Consider the following 20,759-nt stretch of genomic DNA (forward strand, 5'->3'; position numbering starts at 1 on the left):
TTGAAGCGGGCGGCGGGGATGACCTCGACCCGGGCGCCGAAGGCGCGCAGGCGCGCCACGCTGTCGTCGCTGGAGCTGCTGTCGACCACCAGGAACTCGTCAGGCTGCAGGGTCTGGGCGGCGAGGGCGGGCAACAGGGCGTCCAGGCAGGGCCCGGCGTTGCGCGTGGGGATGATCAGGGCGGTGCGCATCAGGCCGGCTCCTCGACCAGCGGCACGCGACCATAGAGGTCGTTGAAACGCACGATATCGTCCTCACCCAGGTACTCGCCGCTCTGCACTTCGATGATCACCAGGTCGACCACCCCGGGGTTGCTCAGGCGGTGCCGGTGCCCGGCGGGGATAAAGGTCGACTGGTTAGTATTGAGCAGAAACTCGGCCTCGCCGTTGGTGACCCGGGCCGTGCCATTGACCACGATCCAGTGTTCGCTGCGGTGGTGGTGCAGCTGCAGGGACAGCGATGCCCCGGGGTGCACCAGAATGCGCTTGATCTTGAACCAGGGACCTTCCTCCAGTACCCGGTAGTTGCCCCAGGGGCGCGCGACGGTGCTGGGCAAGCGATGGCAGGCGTGATCGCTCTGCTTGAGCAGGCGGGTCAGGTGCTGGACATCCTGGCTGCGCCGGGCATCGGCGATCAGCAGGGCATCGGCGGTATCGACGATCAGCAGGTGTTCGACGCCGACCGCGCCGATCAACCGTTCGCTGCCGTGGATATGGCAATGGTTGACCTGGTGCAGCACCGTGGCGCCCTGGACCCGGTTGCCTTGGGTGTCCGCAGCGGTCAACTCGCCGAGGGCCTGCCAGGAGTCGATGCCGCGCCAGCCGAAGGTGCAGGGCAACATCTGGGTGCGGCTCGAGCGGTCCAGCACCGCCTGCTCCAGGGTGAGGTCCGGCAGGGCGCCGAACAGCTCGCCGTGCAGCTCGCACTGGCGTGCCTGGGGCCCGCTCAGGCTGTGGCTGCGGGCCAGGCAATCCTCCAGGGCCCCCAGCAGTTCGGGGGCGTGCAGCTGCAGCTCGTGCAACAGGCTGTCGACCTTCATGCAGAACAGTCCGGTGCCGTGCGGAGCGGGTGACGCCGTCGGCGCCAGGGCCGCCGTGTTGGCCGTCGCCGCTGGCGGCAGGCCGAAGCAGACCAGTTGCCCCTGTTCGGCCAGGTGCCGGGCCTGGTCCACGGCACGGGCAAAGGCTGCGGGGTCATCGATCAGGTGATCAGCCGGCAGCACCAGCAGCAGGCTGTCCGGTCCCTGTTGCCGGGCCACCTGCAATGCCGCCGCGATGATCGCTGGCGCGGTGTTGCGGTTGCAGGCTTCCAGCACGAAGTCCAGGGCCAGCGCGCCGGGTTTGAGCGCGCGGTAGTGGTCCAGGGTGCTGAACAACAGGTCGCGGTGGGTCACCGTCAGCAGCTGGCTGACGCCCTTGAGCTGGATCGCCTGGCGAAAGGTGCGTTGCAGCAGGCTGTCGCCGCCGGCCACGCGCATAAAGGGTTTGGGCAGGGCTTCACGGGACACCGGCCACAGGCGCGTGCCGGCTCCGCCGGCGAGGATGCAGGGAATCAATGGGCTCATGACGGCTCTCGATCAGTAGGCTTCGCGGGCCAGCAGGACCGCCGGGATGGTGCGAAAGAGAATGTAAAAATCGAACCACACCGACCAGCTTTCGATATACGCCAGGTCGAACTCCACGCGTTTTTCGATTTTTTCCAGGGTGTCGGTCTCGCCGCGGTAGCCGTGCACCTGGGCCCAGCCGGTGATGCCCGGCTTGACCCGGTGGCGGGCGGAATAACGCGCTACGGCATCCTCGAACAGCACACCGGCCGCCTTGGTGGCCGTGGCGTGGGGACGCGGTCCGACCATCGACATGCTGCCCAGCAGCACGTTCACCAGCTGCGGTAGCTCGTCCAGACTGGTCTTGCGGATAAACCGGCCGATGCGGGTAATGCGCTCATCGCCGCGGGTGGTTTGCCGGGCGGCGGTGGCGTCGCTCTGGTGCTGGTGCATGGAGCGAAACTTGTACACCTCGATCAGGCGGTTGTTGTAGCCGAAGCGTTTTTGCCGGAATAGCACCGGGCCGGGGGAGTCGAGCTTGATCAGCAGCGCCAGCAGCAGCATCAGCGGTGCCAGCGCGGACAGGGCCAGGCTGGCCAGCAGCAGGTCTTCGAGGCGTTTGATCGAGGGTGACCAGCCACGCAGTGGCACCTGGGCGGCACTGAACAGCGGTAGCCCGGCCACGTCGGTGATGTGGTTATGTGCCTGCCGGAAGGCCGTCAGGTCCGGCACCAGCAGCACGTTCACCGGCAGGCTGCGCAGCCGCTCGACGATCCGCTGGATACGCGGCTGCGCGCTCCAGGGCAGGGCGATCAACACCTGGGTGATGGCTTCGCGGCGTATCAGTCTCTCCAGCTCTGGCCCATCGCCCAACAGCGGCAGCCCGGCCAGGTTTGCCGGCAGCCGGGTCTGGCGGTCATCGATAAAGCCCAGTACGCCGCAACGGATGTCCTGGTGGTCCTGCAGGTAGTTAGCCAGGTGCAGGCCATTGTCCGTGGCGCCAAGAATCACCGCGTTCTGCAGAAAGTGGCCACGGCGCATCAGGCGGCGAAAGATCGCCAGCAGCAACAGGCGCTCGACGCCGAAGCCGAGCAGCGAGGCGGTGAACCAGAGTGCCAGGTGGCGTTCGGACATATAGCGAAACAGCGACAGCCCCTGGTGCATGAACAGCAGCAGGGCGAACGCCGCCGACCAGGCAAACAGCATTGCGCGAAAGCGCAACAGGTTGCTGAACATGGCGTCGGAGTAGACGTCCAGGGCCTGAAACACCAGCACGGCCAAGGCACCGAAAAACACCAGCAGGGCGATGTAGCTGTCGTCCAGCTGCGGATCCTGCGCACGCAGCCAGGACAACAGCAGCAAGCCGGGGAGGATCGCGGTCAAGGCATGGAGGAGGCGGACGCCGGTCAGGAAAAATTCGACAAAACCGGGGCGCGTCAAAACGAGACTGTCGACGGGTTGCAAGCGCATGATTAGCTCTCCGAGCGTAAGCGCATCACAATGGCTCTCCGAGCCATGACTACAGTGCTAGGGTGCGGCAAAAAACCAACGGGTGGAGCTCTTGCGGCAAGGCCAAGCAGGCTTGCCGAACGACGCACCTATCCGTAGGTGCGCAGTCAACTTACACAACCCTTGCTGGCAGATCAATAGCGTTGCGCTCGGGACCGGCTTATGCCTTCGATTGCCGCTCGCGGTACTCGCCGGGGGTCATGCCGGTCCAGTGCTTGAAGCTGCGGTGGAACGAGCGCGACTCGGTGAACCCCAGGTATTGGGCGATATCCTGCACCGCCAGGGTACTGCGGGTCAGGTAGTGCTCGGCCAATTCCTGGCGCAGCTGATCGAGAATCTCCTGGTAGCTGGTCCCCGCGTGTTGCAGGTGCCGTTGCAGGGTGCGCACCGTCATCGCGAATTTTTCCGCGACCCGTTCCTTGCGGGGCAGGCCGTCCTTGAGCAGCAGGCGCAGGGCGTTTTTCACCCGCTGCGGCAAGGGCTCGTTGCCATCCAACCCGGCCATCAGGGTCAAGGCGTGTTCTTCCAGGGTACGCAGCAGGTTGGCATCGGACTGGCGCAGCGGCATGGCCAGGTAGCGCTGGGGAATCAGCAGGCCGCTCACCGGTTGCTCGAAGCGTACCGGACAGCCGAACAGCTGCGTGTAGGCCTGCTCGTCGGCCCCCTCGGGCAGGCGGTGTTCCAGCCAGACTTCGTGGGGCGACTGCTCGCTGTCGCCGATCCAGCGCGCGTACAGCAGCCAGGACGCCAGCACGTTGTCGACCATGTGCACCCGCACCAGCGGATCCAGGTAGCGGCAGTGCCAGGACAGCAGGATGTCGTCGCCACGGGCTTCGATGCGGCTGGTGCCCATGTCGCCGACGAGCTTCTCGTAGGGCACGATACGGCTCATCGCCTCGCCCAGGGTCGCGCAGTTCATGGTGATGTAACCCAGTACGCTGTAGGAGCCCGGCTGCACGAACCGCGCCGAATGCAGGCCGAACAACGGGTCGCCCGAGGCATCGAGCAAATGCCGCAGGAGTTTTTGCAGGACCTCGCCGGCGACCCGCTGGCTGTTGTCCTGCAGCGCCTCCTGGTCGAGGCCGGCGGCGGCCAGCGCCGCGGCGCAGGGCAGGCCCAGGCTGTCGGCGTGCTTGAGGTATTGCTGGATGGCGGGGATGGAGCTGTAGCCCAAAGCGTGCATGGCGTTTTTTCTTGTTCTGCTGGCTTGATTGGCAACCGTGCCTGGCTCGATCCGACAGTGACCCGCGGCCAGGGCTGGCTAGTATAGGGTGCCCTGAATGGGGTTCGAAACCGGCTTGTGGCAAATCGAGGAGAATGGCATGCGGCGTTGGAATGGGTGGGGCGACGAGGCCACCGTGGTGGAACTGCCGGCTCACGGCGGCGCGTTTCTGGCGGCCCGCATCGGCAGCGGCCACTGCCTGGCCGATGCCGACCTGGCCAGTGTGCTGGCCCAGGTCCCGGTCTCGCGCCTGCAGGCGCATCCCTTGGTCGTTACCGCGGCCGAGGACCGTGTCCGCCATGCGCGCGGCCAGAGCCTGCCGGATTGGCTGGCGATGCGCGCCGGTGACTTTGGCGTGTTTCCCGACGGGGTCGCCTACCCCGAGACCCCCGCCCAGGTACGCGAGCTGATGGCCTGGGCCTGCGCCAAGGACGTGGTGCTGATCGTCTACGGCGGCGGTACTTCGGTGGCTGGGCATATCAACCCCCAGGCCGGCGAACGGCCGGTACTGACCCTGTCGTTGGCGCGGATGAACCGCCTGATCGAGCTGGACGAGCAGAGCCTGATCGCCACCTTCGGCCCCGGTGCCAACGGCCCGCAGGTGGAAAGCCAGCTGCGCGCCCGTGGCTACACCCTGGGGCATTTTCCCCAGTCCTGGGAACTGTCGACGCTGGGGGGGTGGGTCGCCAGCCGTTCCAGCGGCCAGCAATCGTTGCGCTACGGGCGGATCGAGCAACTGTTCGCCGGCGGCAGCCTGGAGACCTTTGCCGGGACCCTGGAGATTCCCACCTTTCCGGCCTCGTCGGCCGGCCCGGACCTGCGGGAAATGGTGATGGGCTCGGAAGGCCGTTTCGGTGTGATCTCCGAGGTCAAGGTGCGGGTCACCCGGCTGGCCGAGCGCGAGGACTTCTACGCGGTGTTCCTGCCCGACTGGCCGCGTGCCCTGCAGGCGATCCGCGAACTGACGCAGGCGCGGGTGCCGCTGTCCATGCTGCGCCTGTCGAATGCCGTGGAGACCGAGACCCAGCTGGCCCTGGCCGGCCATCCGGAGCAGATCGCCTGGCTGGAAAAGTACCTGGCCTTGCGCGGCGTGCGCGCCGGCAAATGCATGCTGACCTTTGGCGTGACCGGCAATCGCACCCAGAACGCCGTGTCGTTGCGCCAGGCCAAGCGCCTGCTCAAGGGCTTCGGCGGCATCTTTACCGGCACCCTGCTGGGCAAGAAGTGGGCGCAGAACCGCTTTCGCTTCCCCTACCTGCGTGAAGGCCTGTGGCAGGCCGGCTATGCGGTGGACACCCTGGAGACCGCCACCGACTGGGGTAACGTGGATGCGCTGATGAACCAGGTCGAGCGCAGCCTGCGTGACGGGCTGGCGGGCGAAGCCGTGCATGTGTTCACCCACCTGTCCCATGTCTATGGCGAGGGCTCGAGCCTGTACACCACCTATGTGTTCCGGCCCGCCGAGGATTATCCGGCGACCCTGGCGCGCTGGCAGCGGCTCAAGCATGCGGCCAGCCGCACGATAGTGGAGAACCGCGGCACCATCAGTCATCAGCACGGCGTCGGCCGTGACCACGCCCCCTACCTGGCGGTGGAGAAGGGCGAGCTGGGCATGGCGGCCCTGCACGTGCTGGCCGAGCATTTCGATCCGCAGCAGCGGTTGAACCCCGGCGTGCTGTTGCAGCCGTGAGTGCGCCTGACTGGAATGCCCGCTGGCGCGACCAGGCCTTGCCGGCGTTGGCCAGCCGGCGCTGGGACCTGATCGTGGTCGGCGGTGGCATCTGCGGTGCCGGTATCCTGCGCGAAGCCGCCCGGCGCGGCCTGAGTTGCCTGTTGATCGAGCAGCGCGACTTCGCCTGGGGCACCTCCAGTCGTTCGTCGAAAATGGTCCATGGCGGGTTGCGTTACATCGCCAAAGGGCAGCTGCGCCTGACCCGCGACTCCGTGCGCGAGCGCCAGCGCTTGCTGGACGAGGCCCCAGGGCTGGTCGAACCCCTGAGTTTTCTGTTTCCCCATTACCGTGGCCGTTTTCCGGGACCCAGGGTGTTTGGCGGGTTGCTGGGCCTTTACGATGCCTTGGCCGGTCAGGCCAATCACCGTTATTACCCGCTGGCGCAATTGCGCTTCCTGGCCCCCGGCCTGGCCGAGCAGGACCTGCTGGGCGCCTCGCGCTTTGGCGACGCGGTGACCGACGATGCGCGGCTGGTGATGCGGGTGCTGGGCGAAGCGCGGGCCGAAGGCGCCGAGGCGGTCAATGGCCTGCGGGTGGTGGAGTTGTGCCGCGAGGCGGGTCGGGTGGTCGGTGTGCTGGTCGAGGACGCCGACACGGGCCAGCGCTGGCGTTTCAACAGCCAGGTGGTGGCCCAGGCCACCGGTGCCTGGGCCGACGAGCTGCGGCGCAAGGACGGCCCCGAGCGCATCCGCCCGCTGCGCGGCAGCCACCTGCTGGTGCCGGCCTGGCGTTTGCCGGTGGCCCACGCGTTCAGCTTCATGCATGCCGAGGATGGACGGCCGGTGTTCGTGTTTCCCTGGGAAGGCGCCACGGTGATCGGCACCACCGACCTGGATCACGATCAGCCCGCGGGGGGCGAAGCCCGCATCAGCGCCGGGGAAGTGGACTACCTGCTGGCCGCCTGTGCCCAGCAGTTTCCGTCGGCGCGGCTGGCCCGTGAGGATGTGCTGTCGACCTGGTCCGGGGTGCGTCCGGTGGTCAGCGACGGGGTCGCCGGTACCCGTCCTTCGGATGAGAAACGCGAGCATATGCTGTGGGTCGAGCCCGGCAGCGTGACCCTGGCGGGCGGCAAGCTGACCACCTTTCGCCTGCTGGCCCTGGAGGTCCTGCGCGCCTGTGCGCCGATGCTCGAGCAACCGCTGGCCGCCGCCGCTGGCAGGTTGTTCGCGCCCCTTGCGTCGCCGGACCTGGGGCCCCTGTCGCCTCAGCAGCAACGGCGCCTGGGCGGTCGTTACGGCCGCGCGCTGCCACAGCTGGCGACGCTGCTCGGGCAGCTGGGCGCGGCGGGGCGCGAGGCGGTGGCGGGCAGCGACACACTCTGGGTCGAACTGGCCTTTGCCGCCGAACAGGAGCTGGTGCTGCACCTGGACGACCTGCTGCTGCGCCGCACCCGCTTGGGGTTGCTGCTCGCCGACGGTGCGCGGGCGCAACTGCCGCGCCTACGCCAGCTGTGCCAGGCACGGCTGGGTTGGGACGATCAGCGCTGGACCGCGGAAGAACAGCGTTACCTCGCGCTCTGGCAGCGCTGCTACAGCCTGCCAGCAAGCGGGGCGGCAACGTCGTGAACGATCTAGGGCCTTTTGACACTAGCCACACGCGCCGCGTTGCCGTGCGCATTGTGTCAGCAGGCCCTCGCAATCGCCCCGCAGGGGCGAGGCACACCAATACTGCAGAAGGGGCTGTGCCTTGAGTGAACAACGTTACCTGCTGGCCATCGATAACGGTACCCAGAGCGTGCGCGCGCTGCTGTTCGACCTGCAGGGCAATTTGCTGGGCAAGGGCAAGGTCGAGCTGCAGGCCTATTACTCCCGGCAACCGGGCTGGGCGGAACAGGACCCGGAATACTACTGGCAGAACCTGGGCGAGGCCTGCCGCCGCCTGTGGCAGCAGGTCGATATCGACAAACGCCTGATCCAGGGCGTGTCCCTGACCACCCAGCGCGGCACGGTGATCAACGTCGACGCCGAAGGTGTGCCGCTGCGTCCGGCCATGCTCTGGTTGGACCAGCGGCGGGCCGAGGTGCGTGGACGGATCAAGGGCCCCTGGGGATGGCTGTTCAAGTTGATCCGTGAAGAGGCGACGGTGGATTATTTTCGCGCCCAGGCGGAGGTCAACTGGATCGCCCAGCACCAGCCCGAGGTCTGGGCGCGGACCCACAAGTTGCTGTTGCTCTCGGGGTTTCTGACCCATCGGCTGATTGGGCAGTACCTGGATTCGGTGGCCTGCTGCGTCGCCTACCTGCCGTTCGACTACAAGGCCCTGGACTGGGCCGGTCCGCGGGACTGGAAATGGCTGTCGATGCCGGTGCGCCGCGAACAATTGCCCGACCTGCGCAAGCCGGGCGAGCTGCTGGGCCATATCAGCGCCGAGGCCAGCCGGCTGACCGGCATCCCCGAAGGCCTGCCGCTGATCGCGGCGGGGGCCGACAAGGCCTGCGAGGTGCTTGGCGCCGGTGGCGTGGAGCCGGGCACGGCGTGCCTGTCCTATGGCACCACGGCGACCATCAACACCACCCGCGCCAAGTACCTGGAGACCATCCCGCTGATACCGCCTTACCCCTCGGCGATTCCTGACCATTACAACACCGAGGTGATGATTTACCGCGGGTTCTGGATGGTCAGCTGGTTCAAGCAGGAGTTCGGCTTGCGGGAGATGCAACGGGCCAAGGCGCTGGGCGTGGAACCCGAGGCGCTGTTCGATGAGCTGGTCAACGGCGTGCCGGCCGGCTCCATGGGCCTGATGCTGCAGCCCTACTGGTCGCCGGGTATCCGCGAGCCGGGCCTGGAGGCCAAGGGCTCGATCATCGGCTTCGGCGACGTGCATACTCGTGCGCACCTGTACCGGGCCATTCTCGAAGGCCTGGCGTATGCCCTGCGCCAAGGCAAGGAACAGATCGAAAAACGCTCCGGCAACGCCATCACCCGCCTGCGGGTTTCCGGCGGCGGCTCGCAAAGCGATGCGGCGATGCAGCTGACGGCCGATATCTTCGGCCTGCCGGCCGAGCGTCCGCACACCTACGAAACCTCGGGGCTGGGCGCGGCCATCGATTGTGCCGTCGGTCTGGGCCTGTACCCGGACTTTCCCACTGCAATGGCGGCCATGACCCGGGTCGGCCAGGTGTTCCAGCCCCAGGTCGAGGCACAACGCACCTACGACCGCCTGTACCGTGAGGTCTACCAGCGCATGTACAAACAGCTTAAGCCGCTGTACCTGAAGATTCGCGAGATCACCGGGTACCCGGCCTAAGCGGGGGGGCGGACAACCTGCCGGTGGGTTACGGCTGCCTTTTCCCGCTGATTCCCCACCAGGGCTTGCGCCTTGTCCGCGGGAGGCCCGCGCTTACCCCGGCAATGGTGCTTTGCCGTCAGGGCTGGCTACCGGCCCGCTGCGGACATAAGGGCGGGTGGAATCGCATCCCGACCGATGGCCTGGCACTTGCCGCGAACGGGTCGGACCTCCTGCTACCCCCCGTTTATCGTCAGGCGCTGACGATGATTTAGGCCGAATGGCTATTGCTCGTCTAAGGTTGGAAAGGAACGGTGGCGCAGCAGCTCTGCTGCCGCCCGTCGCGGTTCGCGCCTGGATCCGCCGCGCGTCTCCCCACGTAAAGGACAGCCAGCTTGAAAGTATTGATAGTCGATGACTCCGCCATGTCGCGCAAACTGGTGATGAAGGCGTTGCCCGCCGAGCTCAATGCGGTGGTCACCCAGGCCGCCAATGGCGAGGAGGCCCTGGCGGCGTATCACGCCGGGCACGCCGAAGTGATCTTTCTGGATTTGACCATGCCGGTGATGGACGGCTTTCGTGCGCTGGAGTTGCTCAAGGGCGAGGATGCCAATGCGGTGGTCATAGTGATCAGCGCCGATATCCAACCCCAGGCCCAGCAACGGGTGCGCGACCTCGGCGCGGCGGCCTTCGTCAAGAAGCCGATCACCCCCGAGGCCATGCAGGCGGCCCTGTTTGAAATAGGACTGATCTGATGAGCCAGTTGGCGAACCTGAGCGAAGACCAGCGCGACGCGTTGCAGGAGCTGATGAACGTGGCCATGGGGCAGGGGGCGGATCGGCTGGCGCGACTGACCGAGACCTTCGTCACCCTCTCGGTACCGCTGATCCATCCGGTGGACGTCAGCAATGCCGGGCTGCTGGACAAGCTGATGATTGCCAGTCAACCGGCAATCATCACCCGGCAGTCGTTTCTCGGTCGTTTGCGCGGCGAGGTGATGGTCTGTTTCGGCGAAAATGGCGCCGATCAGCTGGCGGGCCTGATGGGTTATGAGGGTGACGAAAAAAGCAGTGTGCAGGACGAGCTGATGCTGGATGTGACCAATATCCTCACCGGTGCCTGCATCAGCGGTCTGGCGGAGCAGGTGGACATCAAGGTCAGTTACGGCTCGCCCTCGCTGTTTTCCCGGGGCCGTTCGTTGCAGGAGGTGCTGGGTAGCCAGGTATTGCGTGGGCACCAGGCGCTGGTGCTGGAGATCCATTTCGAGGTGGCCACTCACAGTTTCTACTGCGATTTGCTGGTTTGCATCACCGAGGACACCGTGGCCACGGTGATCGAGGTGATCGATAAACTGCTCAGCGATATTTGATTCGGACGGCGACGCCTGACAAGGGACCCGGCAATGACGGTAATAGTGGGCGAAATGTTGCACGCGGAACTGGGGGCGGTGTTGCAGCACATCAACCTTGGCGTGCTGTTGCTCGACGAGCAGTGCCGGGTCAGCTATTGGAACGACTTTATGGCGGTCAACAGTGGCAAGGACAGCGATGAGGTCCTCGGCCAGTCGCTGTTCGAGGTCTTTCCCGAGTTGCCGCGGCTGTGGCTGCAGAAAAAAATAGACGGCGTCTTTGCCCTGAAAAATCTGGCGTTCACCTCCTGGCAGCAGCGGCCGCACCTGTTCAATTTTTGCGGCAGTCGACCGATCACCGGTCAAGTCGAGCGGATGTTCCAGAATTGCACCTTTTGCCCGGTGATCGACGCCAGTGGCACGATGAAGTATGTCTGCCTGACCATTGCCGATGCCACCGAGACGGCCGCGCAGCAGCTGGAACTGGAGCGCCTGAATGAGCTGCTGCAGGCGGAAAAAGACGAGCAGTCGAGGCTGATCCATAAACTCGAGGACGCCCAGGCGCAGTTGCTGCAATCCGAGAAGATGGCGGCGATCGGCCAATTGGCCGCGGGCGTGGCCCATGAAATCAATAATCCGGTCGGTTATGTGTATTCCAATTTCAGCAGCCTGGAAAGCTACGTGGGGGACCTGTTCAGCCTGATCGATACCTTTCAGCTCGCTTCGCAGCAGCAGGACGCGGCCTTTCGTGGGCAGATTGAACAGGCCACCCAGGCGCTGGACTACGAGTTTCTGCGCAGCGACATGGCGGCCCTGGTGCGGGAATCCCGCCAGGGGCTGGAGCGGGTCAAGCAGATCGTCCAGGACCTGCGCGATTTCTCCCATATCGATTCGGGTGACTGGCAACTGGCCGACCTGCACAAAGGGCTGGACAGTACGCTCAACGTGATCTGGAACGAAATCAAGTTCAAGGCCGAGGTGGTCAAGCACTACGGCGAGTTGCCCTCGGTGCAGTGCCTGGGCTCGCAACTCAACCAGGTGTTTATGAACCTGATCATCAATGCCGCCCATGCGATCGACAAGCAGGGCACCATCTGGCTGGAGACCGGCACCCAGGGTGACTGGGTGTTCGTGCGGGTGCGTGACAGTGGCAGTGGCATCGCGCCCGAGCACTTGAGCCGGCTCTTCGAACCCTTTTTCACCACCAAACCGGTGGGGCAGGGCACCGGGTTGGGCCTGTCGGTGTCCTACAGCATCATTGCCAAGCACCAGGGGCGACTGGAGGTGGAGAGCCTGCCTGGCCAGGGGGCGGCCTTTACCGTCTGGCTGCCCGTGCGGCAGGCGCCCGCCGATCCGCCGGCCCCGAGTCCTGCCGGCTGACCCCTCCGGATAGCCGCCCGCTGCACGCTTCGCCACGAGCCGATGAATAAAACCTGCCGTTGGGAATAATCCGTTGTCCACATACACTCGGCCCCTGGGCTATTGGAGCGGGTTATGGATGAGCGCAAGGCATGCTTGATTTTGCACGGCAAACAGGCCCTTAACGAGGAGGTGCGGGCCGCGGTAGCCGCGCGTCGCGAGGATGGCTGGGAGATCGCGGTGCGCGTCACCTGGGAGGGCGGTGACGCCCAGCGCCTGGTCGGGGAAGCGCTGCAGGCCGGTTATCCGATCATCATCGCCGGCGGCGGCGACGGGACCTTGCGGGATGTCGCCGAAGCCCTGGCGTTGGCCGAGGGTGACGCCAGCCTGGCGCTGTTGCCCCTGGGTACCGCCAATGACTTCGCCCGCGCCGCGGCGGTGCCCTTGATCCCGGGCGAGGCCCTGGCCTTGCTGGACACTGCGCCCCGGCGTATCGACCTGGGCGAGGTGGACGGCCAGCTGTTCCTTAATATGGCTACCGGTGGCTTCGGCTCGAAGATCACCGCCAATACCTCGGAAGACCTGAAAAAAGTGCTGGGGGGCGCGGCCTATTTTCTCACCGGGCTGACCCGTTTTTCCGAAGTGCATTCGGCGTTCGGCCGCTTTCGCGGGCCGGATTTCAGCTGGGAGGGCGAGTTCCTGGCGCTGGGCATCGGCAATGGCCGGCAGGCCGGCGGTGGCCATTTGCTGTGTCCCCAGGCGCAGGTGGACGATGGCTTGCTGGAGCTGTGCATCATTCCGGCCCCCCAGGATGTGGTGGGTACCCTGGGCACCCTGTTGTCCGGCGGCATTCTCGGGCTGGAATCGGTGTCGCTCAGCGCCCGCTTGCCCTGGATCGAGGTGGAGGCCCCCGAGGGGCTGGACCTGAACCTGGACGGTGAGCCTTACGAAAGCCAGCGCATGCGCTTCAGCGCGCGCCCGGCCGCCCTGCTGGTGCACCTGCCCGTGGGTTCGCCATTGCTGGGCGAAAGCAACCAGCCGCTGGCCTGAGTGTGTCCCGGGGTCTGCCCTGTGATTGGCCCCTTGGCAGGCCCTGGTCCGGGCGAGCTAGTCGTCGGTGTTGATGATCCCCTCGCGTACTGCATAGAGCACCAGGCCGGCGACGTCATGGATATGCAGGCGTTTCATGATCTGTGCCCGGTGCGCTTCGACGGTCTTGATGCTCAGATGCAGCCCGCTGGCAATCGAACGGGTCGAGGCCCCTCGGGTGATCAGCCGGAGGATTTCCAGCTGCCGCGGCGTCAGTTCGATTCCGCCGTGAGAGCGGTTGACCGCCTGTTCGATGATCGGCTGCAGCACCGCCGAGCTCAGGTAGCGTTCGCCTCTGCGCACCGCCTCCAGGGCCAGTTGCAACTCCGCGGCGGCGGCATCCTTGAGCAGGTAGCCATGGGCGCCTTTTTGCAGGGCATCGAGCACCACGTCGGCGTCGGTGTGCATCGACAGCATCAGCACCTTGCACTGCGGCGAGCTTTGTCCGAGCAACTGCAAGGCGCGCAAGCCGCTGACCTGTTTCATCGAGATGTCCAGCAGGATGATGTCCGGGGCCAATTCCAGGGCCAGGTCCACAGCCTCCTGGCCATCCTCGGCCTCGCCGACGATGGCGTAACCGTCAAAATCGGAAATCATGGCGCGCACGCCAGCGCGGATCAGGGCATGGTCGTCGGCGAGCAATAAACGGCAGGTCATCGGGTACTTCCCATCCAAGACAAGAGCGCCCTACAGCCGAGGGCGTAGTGGCATCAAGGACGGGGTGCGTTGTGGCTCTGCACCCTATGCGGCGGGTCGGTCCTTGTCGCCGTTACCTGATAAAGCGTGGCACGGTGAACATCCAAGTCATGCGGGTCAGCGTTGGTTGCGGGGGTGCGCACAGGAAGGGTAGTCGGCAGAAACGGCAACGGAGTGACCGGTCATCCTAAAAACCCTATTCCGCGTGGGTATTTGGCCTAACGTGCTCGACCGTACTGAGTGATCAGCTGGGGAAGCTGGTCCAGGGCTTCGCTGCTGTCGGCGGCGCCCATGCGCAGGGCTTCCTTGGGCATGCCGAACACCACGCAACTGGCTTCGCTCTGGGCCACGGTGCGTGCGCCTGCTTCGCGCATGGTCAGCAGGCCGCGCGCGCCGTCGTCGCCCATGCCGGTCATGATGATGCCCAGGGCGTTCTGCCCGGCCTGCTTGGCCACCGAGCGAAACAGCACATCCACCGAAGGTTTGTGGCGGTTGACCGGCGGTCCGTCCAGCACTTCCACGCAATATTGCGCGCCGTTGCGCTTGAGCTGCATATGTCGGCCGCCGGGCGCGATCAGCGCCTGCCCGGCGCGGACCCGATCCAGGTGACAGGCCTCGCGCACCTCGATGGCGCAGAGGCCGTTGAGGCGCTGGGCGAAGGCGGCAGTGAACTTCTCCGGCATATGCTGCACGATGACGATACCCGGGCAGTCGGGCTGCAGCTGGCGCAACACCACCTCCAGGGCCTGGGTGCCACCGGTCGAGGTGCCGAGGGCGACGATGCGGTCGGTGGTGCTGAGCAGGGCGGCAGGGCGCTCCGGCGTGGCCGCGGACTTGGCCGTGGGCTTGAGTGGTTGACTCGGCATTGCCTGGGGCCGGCAGCGAGCGGCTGCTTCAATCTGCTTGATCAGCTCGCCGGAGAGTTGCTGCAGGCTGTCCTTGAGTCCCAGCCGGGCTTTGGTGAAGATGCCGACCGCGCCGGCCGCCAGCGCTTCCAGGGTAATGGCCGCGCCCGCTTCGGTCAGGGTTGAGCAAATAATGGCCGGGGTCGGGCGTTCGACCATCAGCTTGCGCAAAAAGGTGATGCCGTCCATGCGCGGCATTTCCACATCCAGCACCAGCACGTCCGGCCAGTTGCGGTGCATTTTTTCCAGGGCGAACAGGGGGTCGGCGGCTTGGCCAATGACCTGGATGTTCGGGTGTTGTTCGAGACAACTGGTCAGCACCTGGCGCACCAGCGCCGAGTCATCGACGATAAAGACTTTGATCATGGGGTTTTCCTGGTGGCAGGCCCAGGCTGGGCCGGCACTCGCAACTGACGCGTCCGCTAAGACCGTCGACCTGCAGGCGCCGGTAGGCGGCACCGTCCACATCCTGCTGGTCGATGGCCCAGCCCAACTGCTCGAAGCAGCGCCGGGCGAACTGGATATTGTTCTGGCCGATCCGCGCGATCGGGCTGCTGGCGTCCTGCACCAGGCGTCCGCCACCGAAAATGCCCTTACGGTAATGGCTGGCCGGGACGCCACTGGCGCGGATGTCGCCGAGCAGGCGCTGAAACACCGCGCTGCCGTAGCGGGTGTCCTGCTCGTCGCCGTCAGGTTCGTACGCGGGGTCTGCCGGGTCCGGGTGATGCTGCAGGCGACGGGGTAACAGGTAGTGCGACACCCCGACCAGGCGCTGTTGGGGGTGCCACAGGATGATCGCCACGCAGGAGCCGAGCAGGGTCACCACCGACCCCTCGCAGCGGCCGAAGAAATACTCGCCGGGGCGCAGAAACAGCGGGGCGCTCATAAACGCTGGTAGACCGACGGGCGTATGGCGCGTAGCGGCAGGTTCAGCCCGTGCAAGCTCTCGGCGTGCCCGACGAACAGCAGGCCCTGGGGCGTCAAACGCTCGATCAGGCGCTCGATGATGCTTTTTTTATCCGCCGGTTCGAAGTAGATCAGCACATTACGCAAGAAGATCAGGTCGAAGGTCCCGAGGCCCTGGGGTACTGGGCGGGTCAGGTTCAACTCCTGGAATTTGACCCTGTCGCGCAGCTGGCGATGCACGGCGAAACGCCCCTCCATCTCATCGATGCCGCGCAGGCAGTAGCGTTTCAACCAGCCCGGCGGAAAGCGTCGGGCCTGGTCCAGGTGGTAGACGCCCTCACGGGCCTTTTCCAGCATGCGTTGGCTGAGGTCACTGGCGAGCACGCTCCACTCGCCTCGCGCGTGTTCGCTGGCCACCATCGCCAGGCTGTAGGGTTCCTCGCCCGAGGAGCAGGCCGCGCTCCACAAACGGGTCGTCTCACGCCGTTGAGCGAACCATTCGGCGAGAAATTCGAAGTGCTGCGGTTCGCGGAAAAAATAGGTTTCGTTAGTGGTCAGCAGGTCGATCAGCAGACGCCGTTCCTGTAGTTGGTCGGGCGCGTCGAGTAATCGCACGTAGTCGCCGTAGCTGTGCAGGCCGTGGACGCGCAAGCGCTGCATCAACCGCCCGGCCACCAGCGGCCGTTTCTGCTCGCTCAGGCGGATGCCCGACACCTCGGCCATCAGCGTCTGCAGGCGACGGAAATCGGCATCGGCCATGGCCGGCGCGCTGTTGCCGCTCATGACCCGGCGATGGCCAGGCTGAGCTGGCGGATATCGTCCAGCGAGAGCACCCGGCGCACATCCAGAATGATGGTGAAGCCCTGTTCGTCGCGCGCCATGCCGGCGATAAAGTCGGTGCGCAGACCGGCGCCAAAGGGCGGCGCCGGTTCAACCTCGCTCAGTTCGATGTCCAGCACCGCATCGACCGCGTCGACCACCAGGCCGATGCGTTGTTGCTGCTCGTCCTGTTCCAGCTCGATGATGACGATGCAGGTGCGTTTACCCGGCAGCGTCAGCTCGAAGCCGAAACGCGCGGCCAGGTCGAGTACCGGCACCACGTTGCCGCGCAGGTTGATCACGCCATGGATAAAGGCCGGCATCATGGGGACGGTGGTGATCTGCCCGTACTCGATGATTTCCCGCACACCTTCGATGGGCAGTGCGTAACGCGCCTGGCGTACACGAAACGACAGGTGCTGCACGCTGTGCGGTGCGACGTCTTGGCCGCGCGCTGGCGTCGTGGTCTGGGGCAGGCTCATGGATGGGGGCCTCCAGGGAGCGATCGCGTTGCGGATGGGCACATGCTGGTCACTCCCGGCCTAGTTGAAACTGACGAACTGGCCTTCGCTGGCCGGTGCCTTGTGGGCTTTCTGGGTCAGCCGGCCGGAACCGCCGGCCGCCTGCACCCGTGGGGCAGGACGTCCGGCGGCTGGCGGGTTGCCGTCGAGCTGGAAGAAGCTGATCAGCTCCTGCAACTGGCTGGCCTGGGCATTCATCTCCTCCGCGGTGGCGGCCAATTGTTCCGATGCCGAGGCGTTCTGCTGGGTGATCTGGTTCATCTGGCCCATGGCGATATTGATCTGGCTGGCGCCGCTGCTCTGTTCCTGGGACGCGGCGGTGATCTCTTGCACCAGGTCCGAGGTGCGCTGGATATTGGGTACGATTTCATCGAGCAACTTGCCGGCCTGCTCGGCCAGCTGCACGCTGTTGCTGGCCACCCCGCCGATTTCCTGGGCGGCGACCTGGCTGCGTTCGGCCAGTTTGCGGACCTCGGCGGCCACCACGGCGAAGCCCTTGCCATGGTCGCCGGCGCGGGCCGCCTCGATGGCGGCATTCAGCGCCAGCAGGTTGGTCTGGTAGGCGATGTCGTCGATGATGCCGATCTTGTCGGCGATCTGTTTCATGGCCACCACCATGTCACGCACGGCGCGACCACCCTCGACCGCATCGTTGGCGGCCTTGCCGGCAATGCCGTCGGTGACCTTGGCGCTGTCGGTGTTCTGCGCGATGGAGGCGGACATCTGCTCGACCGAGGCGGTGGTTTCCTCGACGCTGGCGGCCTGTTCGCTGGCCGCCTGACTGAGCGACTGGGAGGTGGCGCTGACCTCCTCGGACGCCGAGGACAGGGAGTCGGCCGAGCTGCGCACGTCGCCAAGGATACTGCGCAAGCGTTCGGTCAATTGTTTCATGGCGTTGAGCAGACGGCCCGTCTCGTCCTTGCTGTCGACGCGTACCTCGACCCCGAGGTCACCGGCCGCCAGGCTGTCGGCGACCGCCACCGCCCGGCCCAGGGGGGCGGTGATGCTGCGCGTGACCAATAGGCCGATGGCGAAACCAAGTACAGCGGCGACCGCGATCAGGGCGATCATCTGGGTGCGCGAGCTCAGGTAGATCGCACCGATTTCCTGGTTCGCCTCGTTGGCTCGGTCACGCCGGTAGTTGGTTGCGTCGGTCATCAGGTCGTCGACGAGCAGGCCTTTCTGGGCCAGCAGCGGCATCCGCTCGCTGACCACCGAAGTCGTTTGCACGGCACCCGAATCGGTATAGGCCTTAAGCAACTCCTCGAGCAAGGTCGCGTAGTCGGTCAAGGGCTGGTCAACTTTGTTGACCACGGCCTTGGCTTCATCGCTGTGAAAACTGGCCTTGGCTTTTTCCACCGTGGCCTTGGTGTCGGCCAGGGCTTTTCGCGCGATTTGCGCGGCGTTGTCGCGGTCCTGGGGCGTGGCGGCCAGCAGGGTGTTGCGAAAGGCCCGGCCGGCGACGATCAGGTGGTAGTTGGCGGTTTGCATGTCGTTCAACCCGGTCAGGTCCCGGCTGTACATTAGGCTCGACAGTTCGTTGACGTGGCCCAGGTTACGGATGCCGATCAGTCCGACCGCAACCGTCAGGACGACCACCAGGAAAAAACCGGCGATCAAGCGGACGCCGATCTTCATGTTGCGTATCAGACTCATGGGTGTTTCTCCTGACTGCCCTGAAATTCCTGGCGTGCCAGTAGCCGGCTGTCGCCGGCACTGGCCTCGATGTGGGTGTTGAGGTGGCGCAAAAGGCTGGGGATATCGAGGATCAGGGCAATGCGCCCGGAACCCAGGATGGTGGAACCGCCGATGCCCTGCAGGTGCTGGAACATCAGACCGAGGGGTTTGATCACGGTTTGGAACTCGCCGTGCAGGTGGTCGACCACCAGGCCGGCCTGTTGTCGGCCCAGGCTGATGACGATGATGTTGCGTCGTTTCGCCGAGCTCGCCGGCCGGTCGAAATGCGCGCCCAGGTCGATGCAGGGCAGGGGTTTGCCGCGCAGGTTCAGGTAGCCGTAGGCCTGGCCGGCCAGCACCGCGGCATCCAGCTCCATGCACTCGGTGACCAGGTCCAGGGGCACGACGAAATACTCTTCGCCCAGGCTGACCAGAAAACCGTCGATGATCGCCAGGGTCAGCGGCAGGCGGATGCGGAAGGTGCAGCCTTGGCCGAGACGCGATTCGATTTCAATGCTGCCGCGCAGTTGGTCGATGGCGCTGCGCACCACGTCCAGACCGACACCGCGACCGGACAGGTCGGAAACGCTTTCCGCGGTGGAAAAGCCGGCGGCGAAGATCAGCCCGTGGATGTCCGCTTCCGGCAGGTTGGCCTGGGCATCGATCAAGCCGCGGGCCACCGCCTTTTCACGAATACGGGTGGTGTTCAGGCCGCGCCCGTCATCGCTGACCTCGATCACGATCAGCCCCGATTCGTGATAGGCGTTCAGGCTCAGGTGGCCTTCGGCGGGTTTGCCCACCGCCAGCCGCTCCTCGGCCGACTCGATGCCATGGTCGATGGCGTTGCGCACCAGGTGCGTCAAGGGATCGGCGAGCTTGTCGATCACCGACTTGTCCAGCTCGGTTTCCGCCCCCTGGATCTGCAGGCGGATGGCCTTGCCCAGCTGCTGGCTGACGTCGCGCACCACGCGATGGAAGCGGCTGAAGGTGTCACCGATCTCGATCATGCGCAGCTTGAGCGCCACCTCGCGGATCAACTCGACGTGCTGGTTGACCGTCTGGGTGGTCTCGATGCAGCCGGCATCGCCTTGCACCTGGGCACGCAGTTGGGCGCCGGCGGCGCTGATCACCAGCTCGCCGACCAGGTTGATCAGGTCGTCGAGTTTCTGTGCCGGTACGCGAATCTGGCTGCTTTCCTGGGCACGGCGCTCGCGGGTGGCTTGCTGCTTGAGCAGTGCGGCGTTGACCGCCTGCGGTGCGACCACCCCTTCCTCGACCAGGACTTCGCCCAAGGGCGGCTTGTCGGCCGTGGCCCGCGCTGCTTGCTGGGCCAATCCCTGCTGCAGCTCATGCTCGGTCAGCAGGCCGCTGGCGACCAGGATCTGGCCGATCCGCGCCTCGGTTTCCGGCAGGGCCTGGATCAATTGCAGGTAGTCTTCCAGCGCGCTGTCGGGTGGCAGGATGCGCAAGGTGCAGAAATCGCGGATAAATTCGAAGACTTCCTCGATCTCGCTCTTGCTGGCCTGGCTGCGCAGGGAGATTTCCAGCCCCAGGTAGCAGCTTTCCGGATCCAGGTCGGCCAGCGGCGGCAGGGTGTCGGCCAAGGTTTCCAGGTGCAGGATCTCGCCCAGGCGGCTCAGGTAGCGGACAAAGGCGGCCGGGTCGAAGCCGTTGCGCAGCAGGTCGCCGTGAAAGCGCAACGAGATGTGCCAGGCCTGCTGCATGTCCTGTTCAAGGGGTTTTTCCAGCACCCCGGCACGCGGCGCGACGACCGTCGAGGGGGGGGCGTGAGAGGTGCCCAGCAAGGCATCGAGTTCGTCCAGCAGTTGGGCCTGGTGGGCGGCGTCCACCGGCAGCTCGCCCGTGGCCACGTCAATCAGCTCGACCATCGAACCGATCTCGTCCAGGCAGCGCAGCATCAGTGAAATCAGGTTGGGAGTGAGGCTGCGCTCGCCGTCGCGAACCGCCATCAGCAGGCTTTCCAGCTGGTGGGTGAAACTGACCAGGGGCGTCAGCGAAAACAAGCCCGCCGAGCCCTTGAGCGTGTGCATGGCACGAAACAGGCCATTGATCGCCTCTTCGTCGGTTGGCTGCTCATCGAGCTGCAGCAGGTGTTCCTCGGCCTGCTTGGCCAGGTCGCGGGCCTCTTCGAGAAACCCTTGCAGCAGCTGCGTCCATTGTTCAGCGTCGAGCATCCGTTTCTCCTGG

The 20,759-nt window shown here is 65.5% G+C and carries 18 protein-coding genes; 7 read left to right on the top strand and 11 right to left on the bottom strand.

Features of this window, described 5'->3' with window-relative positions; translation table 11 throughout:
• From ABWY06_RS19565 to gliR, 4 genes are all read right to left on the bottom strand, one after another.
• The coding region (locus ABWY06_RS19565; protein ID WP_353927249.1) for a glycosyltransferase at positions 1-191 on the bottom strand (191 nt) is incomplete at its 3' end.
• A complete protein-coding gene (locus tag ABWY06_RS19570; RefSeq protein ID WP_353927250.1) occupies positions 191-1,564 on the bottom strand; it encodes a sugar phosphate nucleotidyltransferase in 1,374 nt (457 codons plus the stop codon). The genes ABWY06_RS19565 and ABWY06_RS19570, both read right to left, overlap by 1 nt.
• A gap of 12 nt (positions 1,565-1,576) precedes the next feature.
• Positions 1,577-3,013 carry an undecaprenyl-phosphate glucose phosphotransferase gene (locus tag ABWY06_RS19575; protein WP_353927251.1) on the bottom strand — a complete coding sequence of 479 codons (1,437 nt, stop codon included), beginning with the start codon at positions 3,011-3,013 and terminating at the stop codon, positions 1,577-1,579.
• Between the two features lie 199 nt (positions 3,014-3,212).
• Positions 3,213-4,235, bottom strand: coding sequence for an AraC family transcriptional regulator GliR (gene gliR, locus ABWY06_RS19580; RefSeq protein ID WP_353927252.1), 1,023 nt, complete (start codon positions 4,233-4,235; stop codon positions 3,213-3,215).
• A gap of 139 nt (positions 4,236-4,374) precedes the next feature.
• Between gliR and ABWY06_RS19585 the strand changes: the two genes are divergently transcribed.
• The 7 genes from ABWY06_RS19585 to yegS all read left to right on the top strand — a co-directional run bounded on the left by ABWY06_RS19585 (position 4,375) and on the right by yegS (position 12,988).
• Positions 4,375-5,964 (top strand): FAD-binding oxidoreductase, encoded by a 1,590-nt coding sequence (locus ABWY06_RS19585; RefSeq protein WP_353927359.1) that lies wholly within the window; start codon positions 4,375-4,377, stop codon positions 5,962-5,964.
• The gene (locus ABWY06_RS19590) at positions 5,961-7,571 is read left to right on the top strand and encodes a glycerol-3-phosphate dehydrogenase/oxidase (RefSeq protein ID WP_353927253.1); all 1,611 of its coding nucleotides are present in this window, start codon (positions 5,961-5,963) and stop codon (positions 7,569-7,571) included. Before ABWY06_RS19585 ends, ABWY06_RS19590 begins: the two co-directional genes overlap by 4 nt.
• Positions 7,572-7,692: 121 nt before the next feature.
• Positions 7,693-9,252, top strand: coding sequence for an FGGY-family carbohydrate kinase (locus ABWY06_RS19595; protein WP_353927254.1), 1,560 nt, complete (start codon positions 7,693-7,695; stop codon positions 9,250-9,252).
• A 374-nt stretch (positions 9,253-9,626) separates the two neighbouring features.
• Entirely contained in the window at positions 9,627-9,986 is a 360-nt protein-coding gene (locus ABWY06_RS19600; protein ID WP_353927255.1) for a response regulator, read from the top strand.
• Positions 9,986-10,600: a hypothetical protein gene (locus ABWY06_RS19605; RefSeq protein WP_353927256.1), complete on the top strand. Its 615-nt coding sequence runs from the start codon at positions 9,986-9,988 to the stop codon at positions 10,598-10,600. Before ABWY06_RS19600 ends, ABWY06_RS19605 begins: the two co-directional genes overlap by 1 nt.
• A 33-nt stretch (positions 10,601-10,633) precedes the next feature.
• The gene (locus ABWY06_RS19610) at positions 10,634-11,959 is read left to right on the top strand and encodes an ATP-binding protein (RefSeq protein ID WP_353927257.1); all 1,326 of its coding nucleotides are present in this window, start codon (positions 10,634-10,636) and stop codon (positions 11,957-11,959) included.
• 114 nt (positions 11,960-12,073) lie between these two features.
• The gene (yegS, locus tag ABWY06_RS19615; protein WP_353927258.1) at positions 12,074-12,988 is read left to right on the top strand and encodes a lipid kinase YegS; all 915 of its coding nucleotides are present in this window, start codon (positions 12,074-12,076) and stop codon (positions 12,986-12,988) included.
• 57 nt (positions 12,989-13,045) lie between these two features.
• Here yegS and ABWY06_RS19620 read toward each other — a convergent pair whose 3' ends face one another.
• The 7 genes from ABWY06_RS19620 to ABWY06_RS19650 form a co-directional block, all read right to left on the bottom strand.
• On the bottom strand, positions 13,046-13,684 hold the full coding sequence (locus tag ABWY06_RS19620) for a response regulator (protein ID WP_353927259.1): 639 nt from the start codon (positions 13,682-13,684) through the stop codon (positions 13,046-13,048).
• A 257-nt stretch (positions 13,685-13,941) separates the two neighbouring features.
• Positions 13,942-14,994 (bottom strand): protein-glutamate methylesterase/protein-glutamine glutaminase, encoded by a 1,053-nt coding sequence (locus ABWY06_RS19625; protein WP_353927260.1) that lies wholly within the window; start codon positions 14,992-14,994, stop codon positions 13,942-13,944.
• Positions 14,969-15,514 carry a chemotaxis protein CheD gene (locus tag ABWY06_RS19630; protein ID WP_353927261.1) on the bottom strand — a complete coding sequence of 182 codons (546 nt, stop codon included), beginning with the start codon at positions 15,512-15,514 and terminating at the stop codon, positions 14,969-14,971. The genes ABWY06_RS19625 and ABWY06_RS19630 overlap by 26 nt, the downstream gene beginning before the upstream one ends.
• Positions 15,511-16,317, bottom strand: coding sequence for a CheR family methyltransferase (locus ABWY06_RS19635; RefSeq protein ID WP_353927262.1), 807 nt, complete (start codon positions 16,315-16,317; stop codon positions 15,511-15,513). The genes ABWY06_RS19630 and ABWY06_RS19635 overlap by 4 nt, the downstream gene beginning before the upstream one ends.
• Entirely contained in the window at positions 16,314-16,835 is a 522-nt protein-coding gene (locus ABWY06_RS19640) for a chemotaxis protein CheW (RefSeq protein WP_353927263.1), read from the bottom strand. Before ABWY06_RS19640 ends, ABWY06_RS19635 begins: the two co-directional genes overlap by 4 nt.
• Before the next feature lie 60 nt (positions 16,836-16,895).
• Positions 16,896-18,530 carry a methyl-accepting chemotaxis protein gene (locus ABWY06_RS19645; protein ID WP_353927264.1) on the bottom strand — a complete coding sequence of 545 codons (1,635 nt, stop codon included), beginning with the start codon at positions 18,528-18,530 and terminating at the stop codon, positions 16,896-16,898.
• Positions 18,527-20,746 carry a chemotaxis protein CheA gene (locus ABWY06_RS19650; protein WP_353927265.1) on the bottom strand — a complete coding sequence of 740 codons (2,220 nt, stop codon included), beginning with the start codon at positions 20,744-20,746 and terminating at the stop codon, positions 18,527-18,529. The genes ABWY06_RS19645 and ABWY06_RS19650 overlap by 4 nt, the downstream gene beginning before the upstream one ends.
• Positions 20,747-20,759: the final 13 nt, after the last annotated feature.

It is taken from the genome of Pseudomonas sp., from assembly GCF_040514055.1.
In the GTDB taxonomy this organism is placed as follows: domain Bacteria; phylum Pseudomonadota; class Gammaproteobacteria; order Pseudomonadales; family Pseudomonadaceae; genus Aquipseudomonas.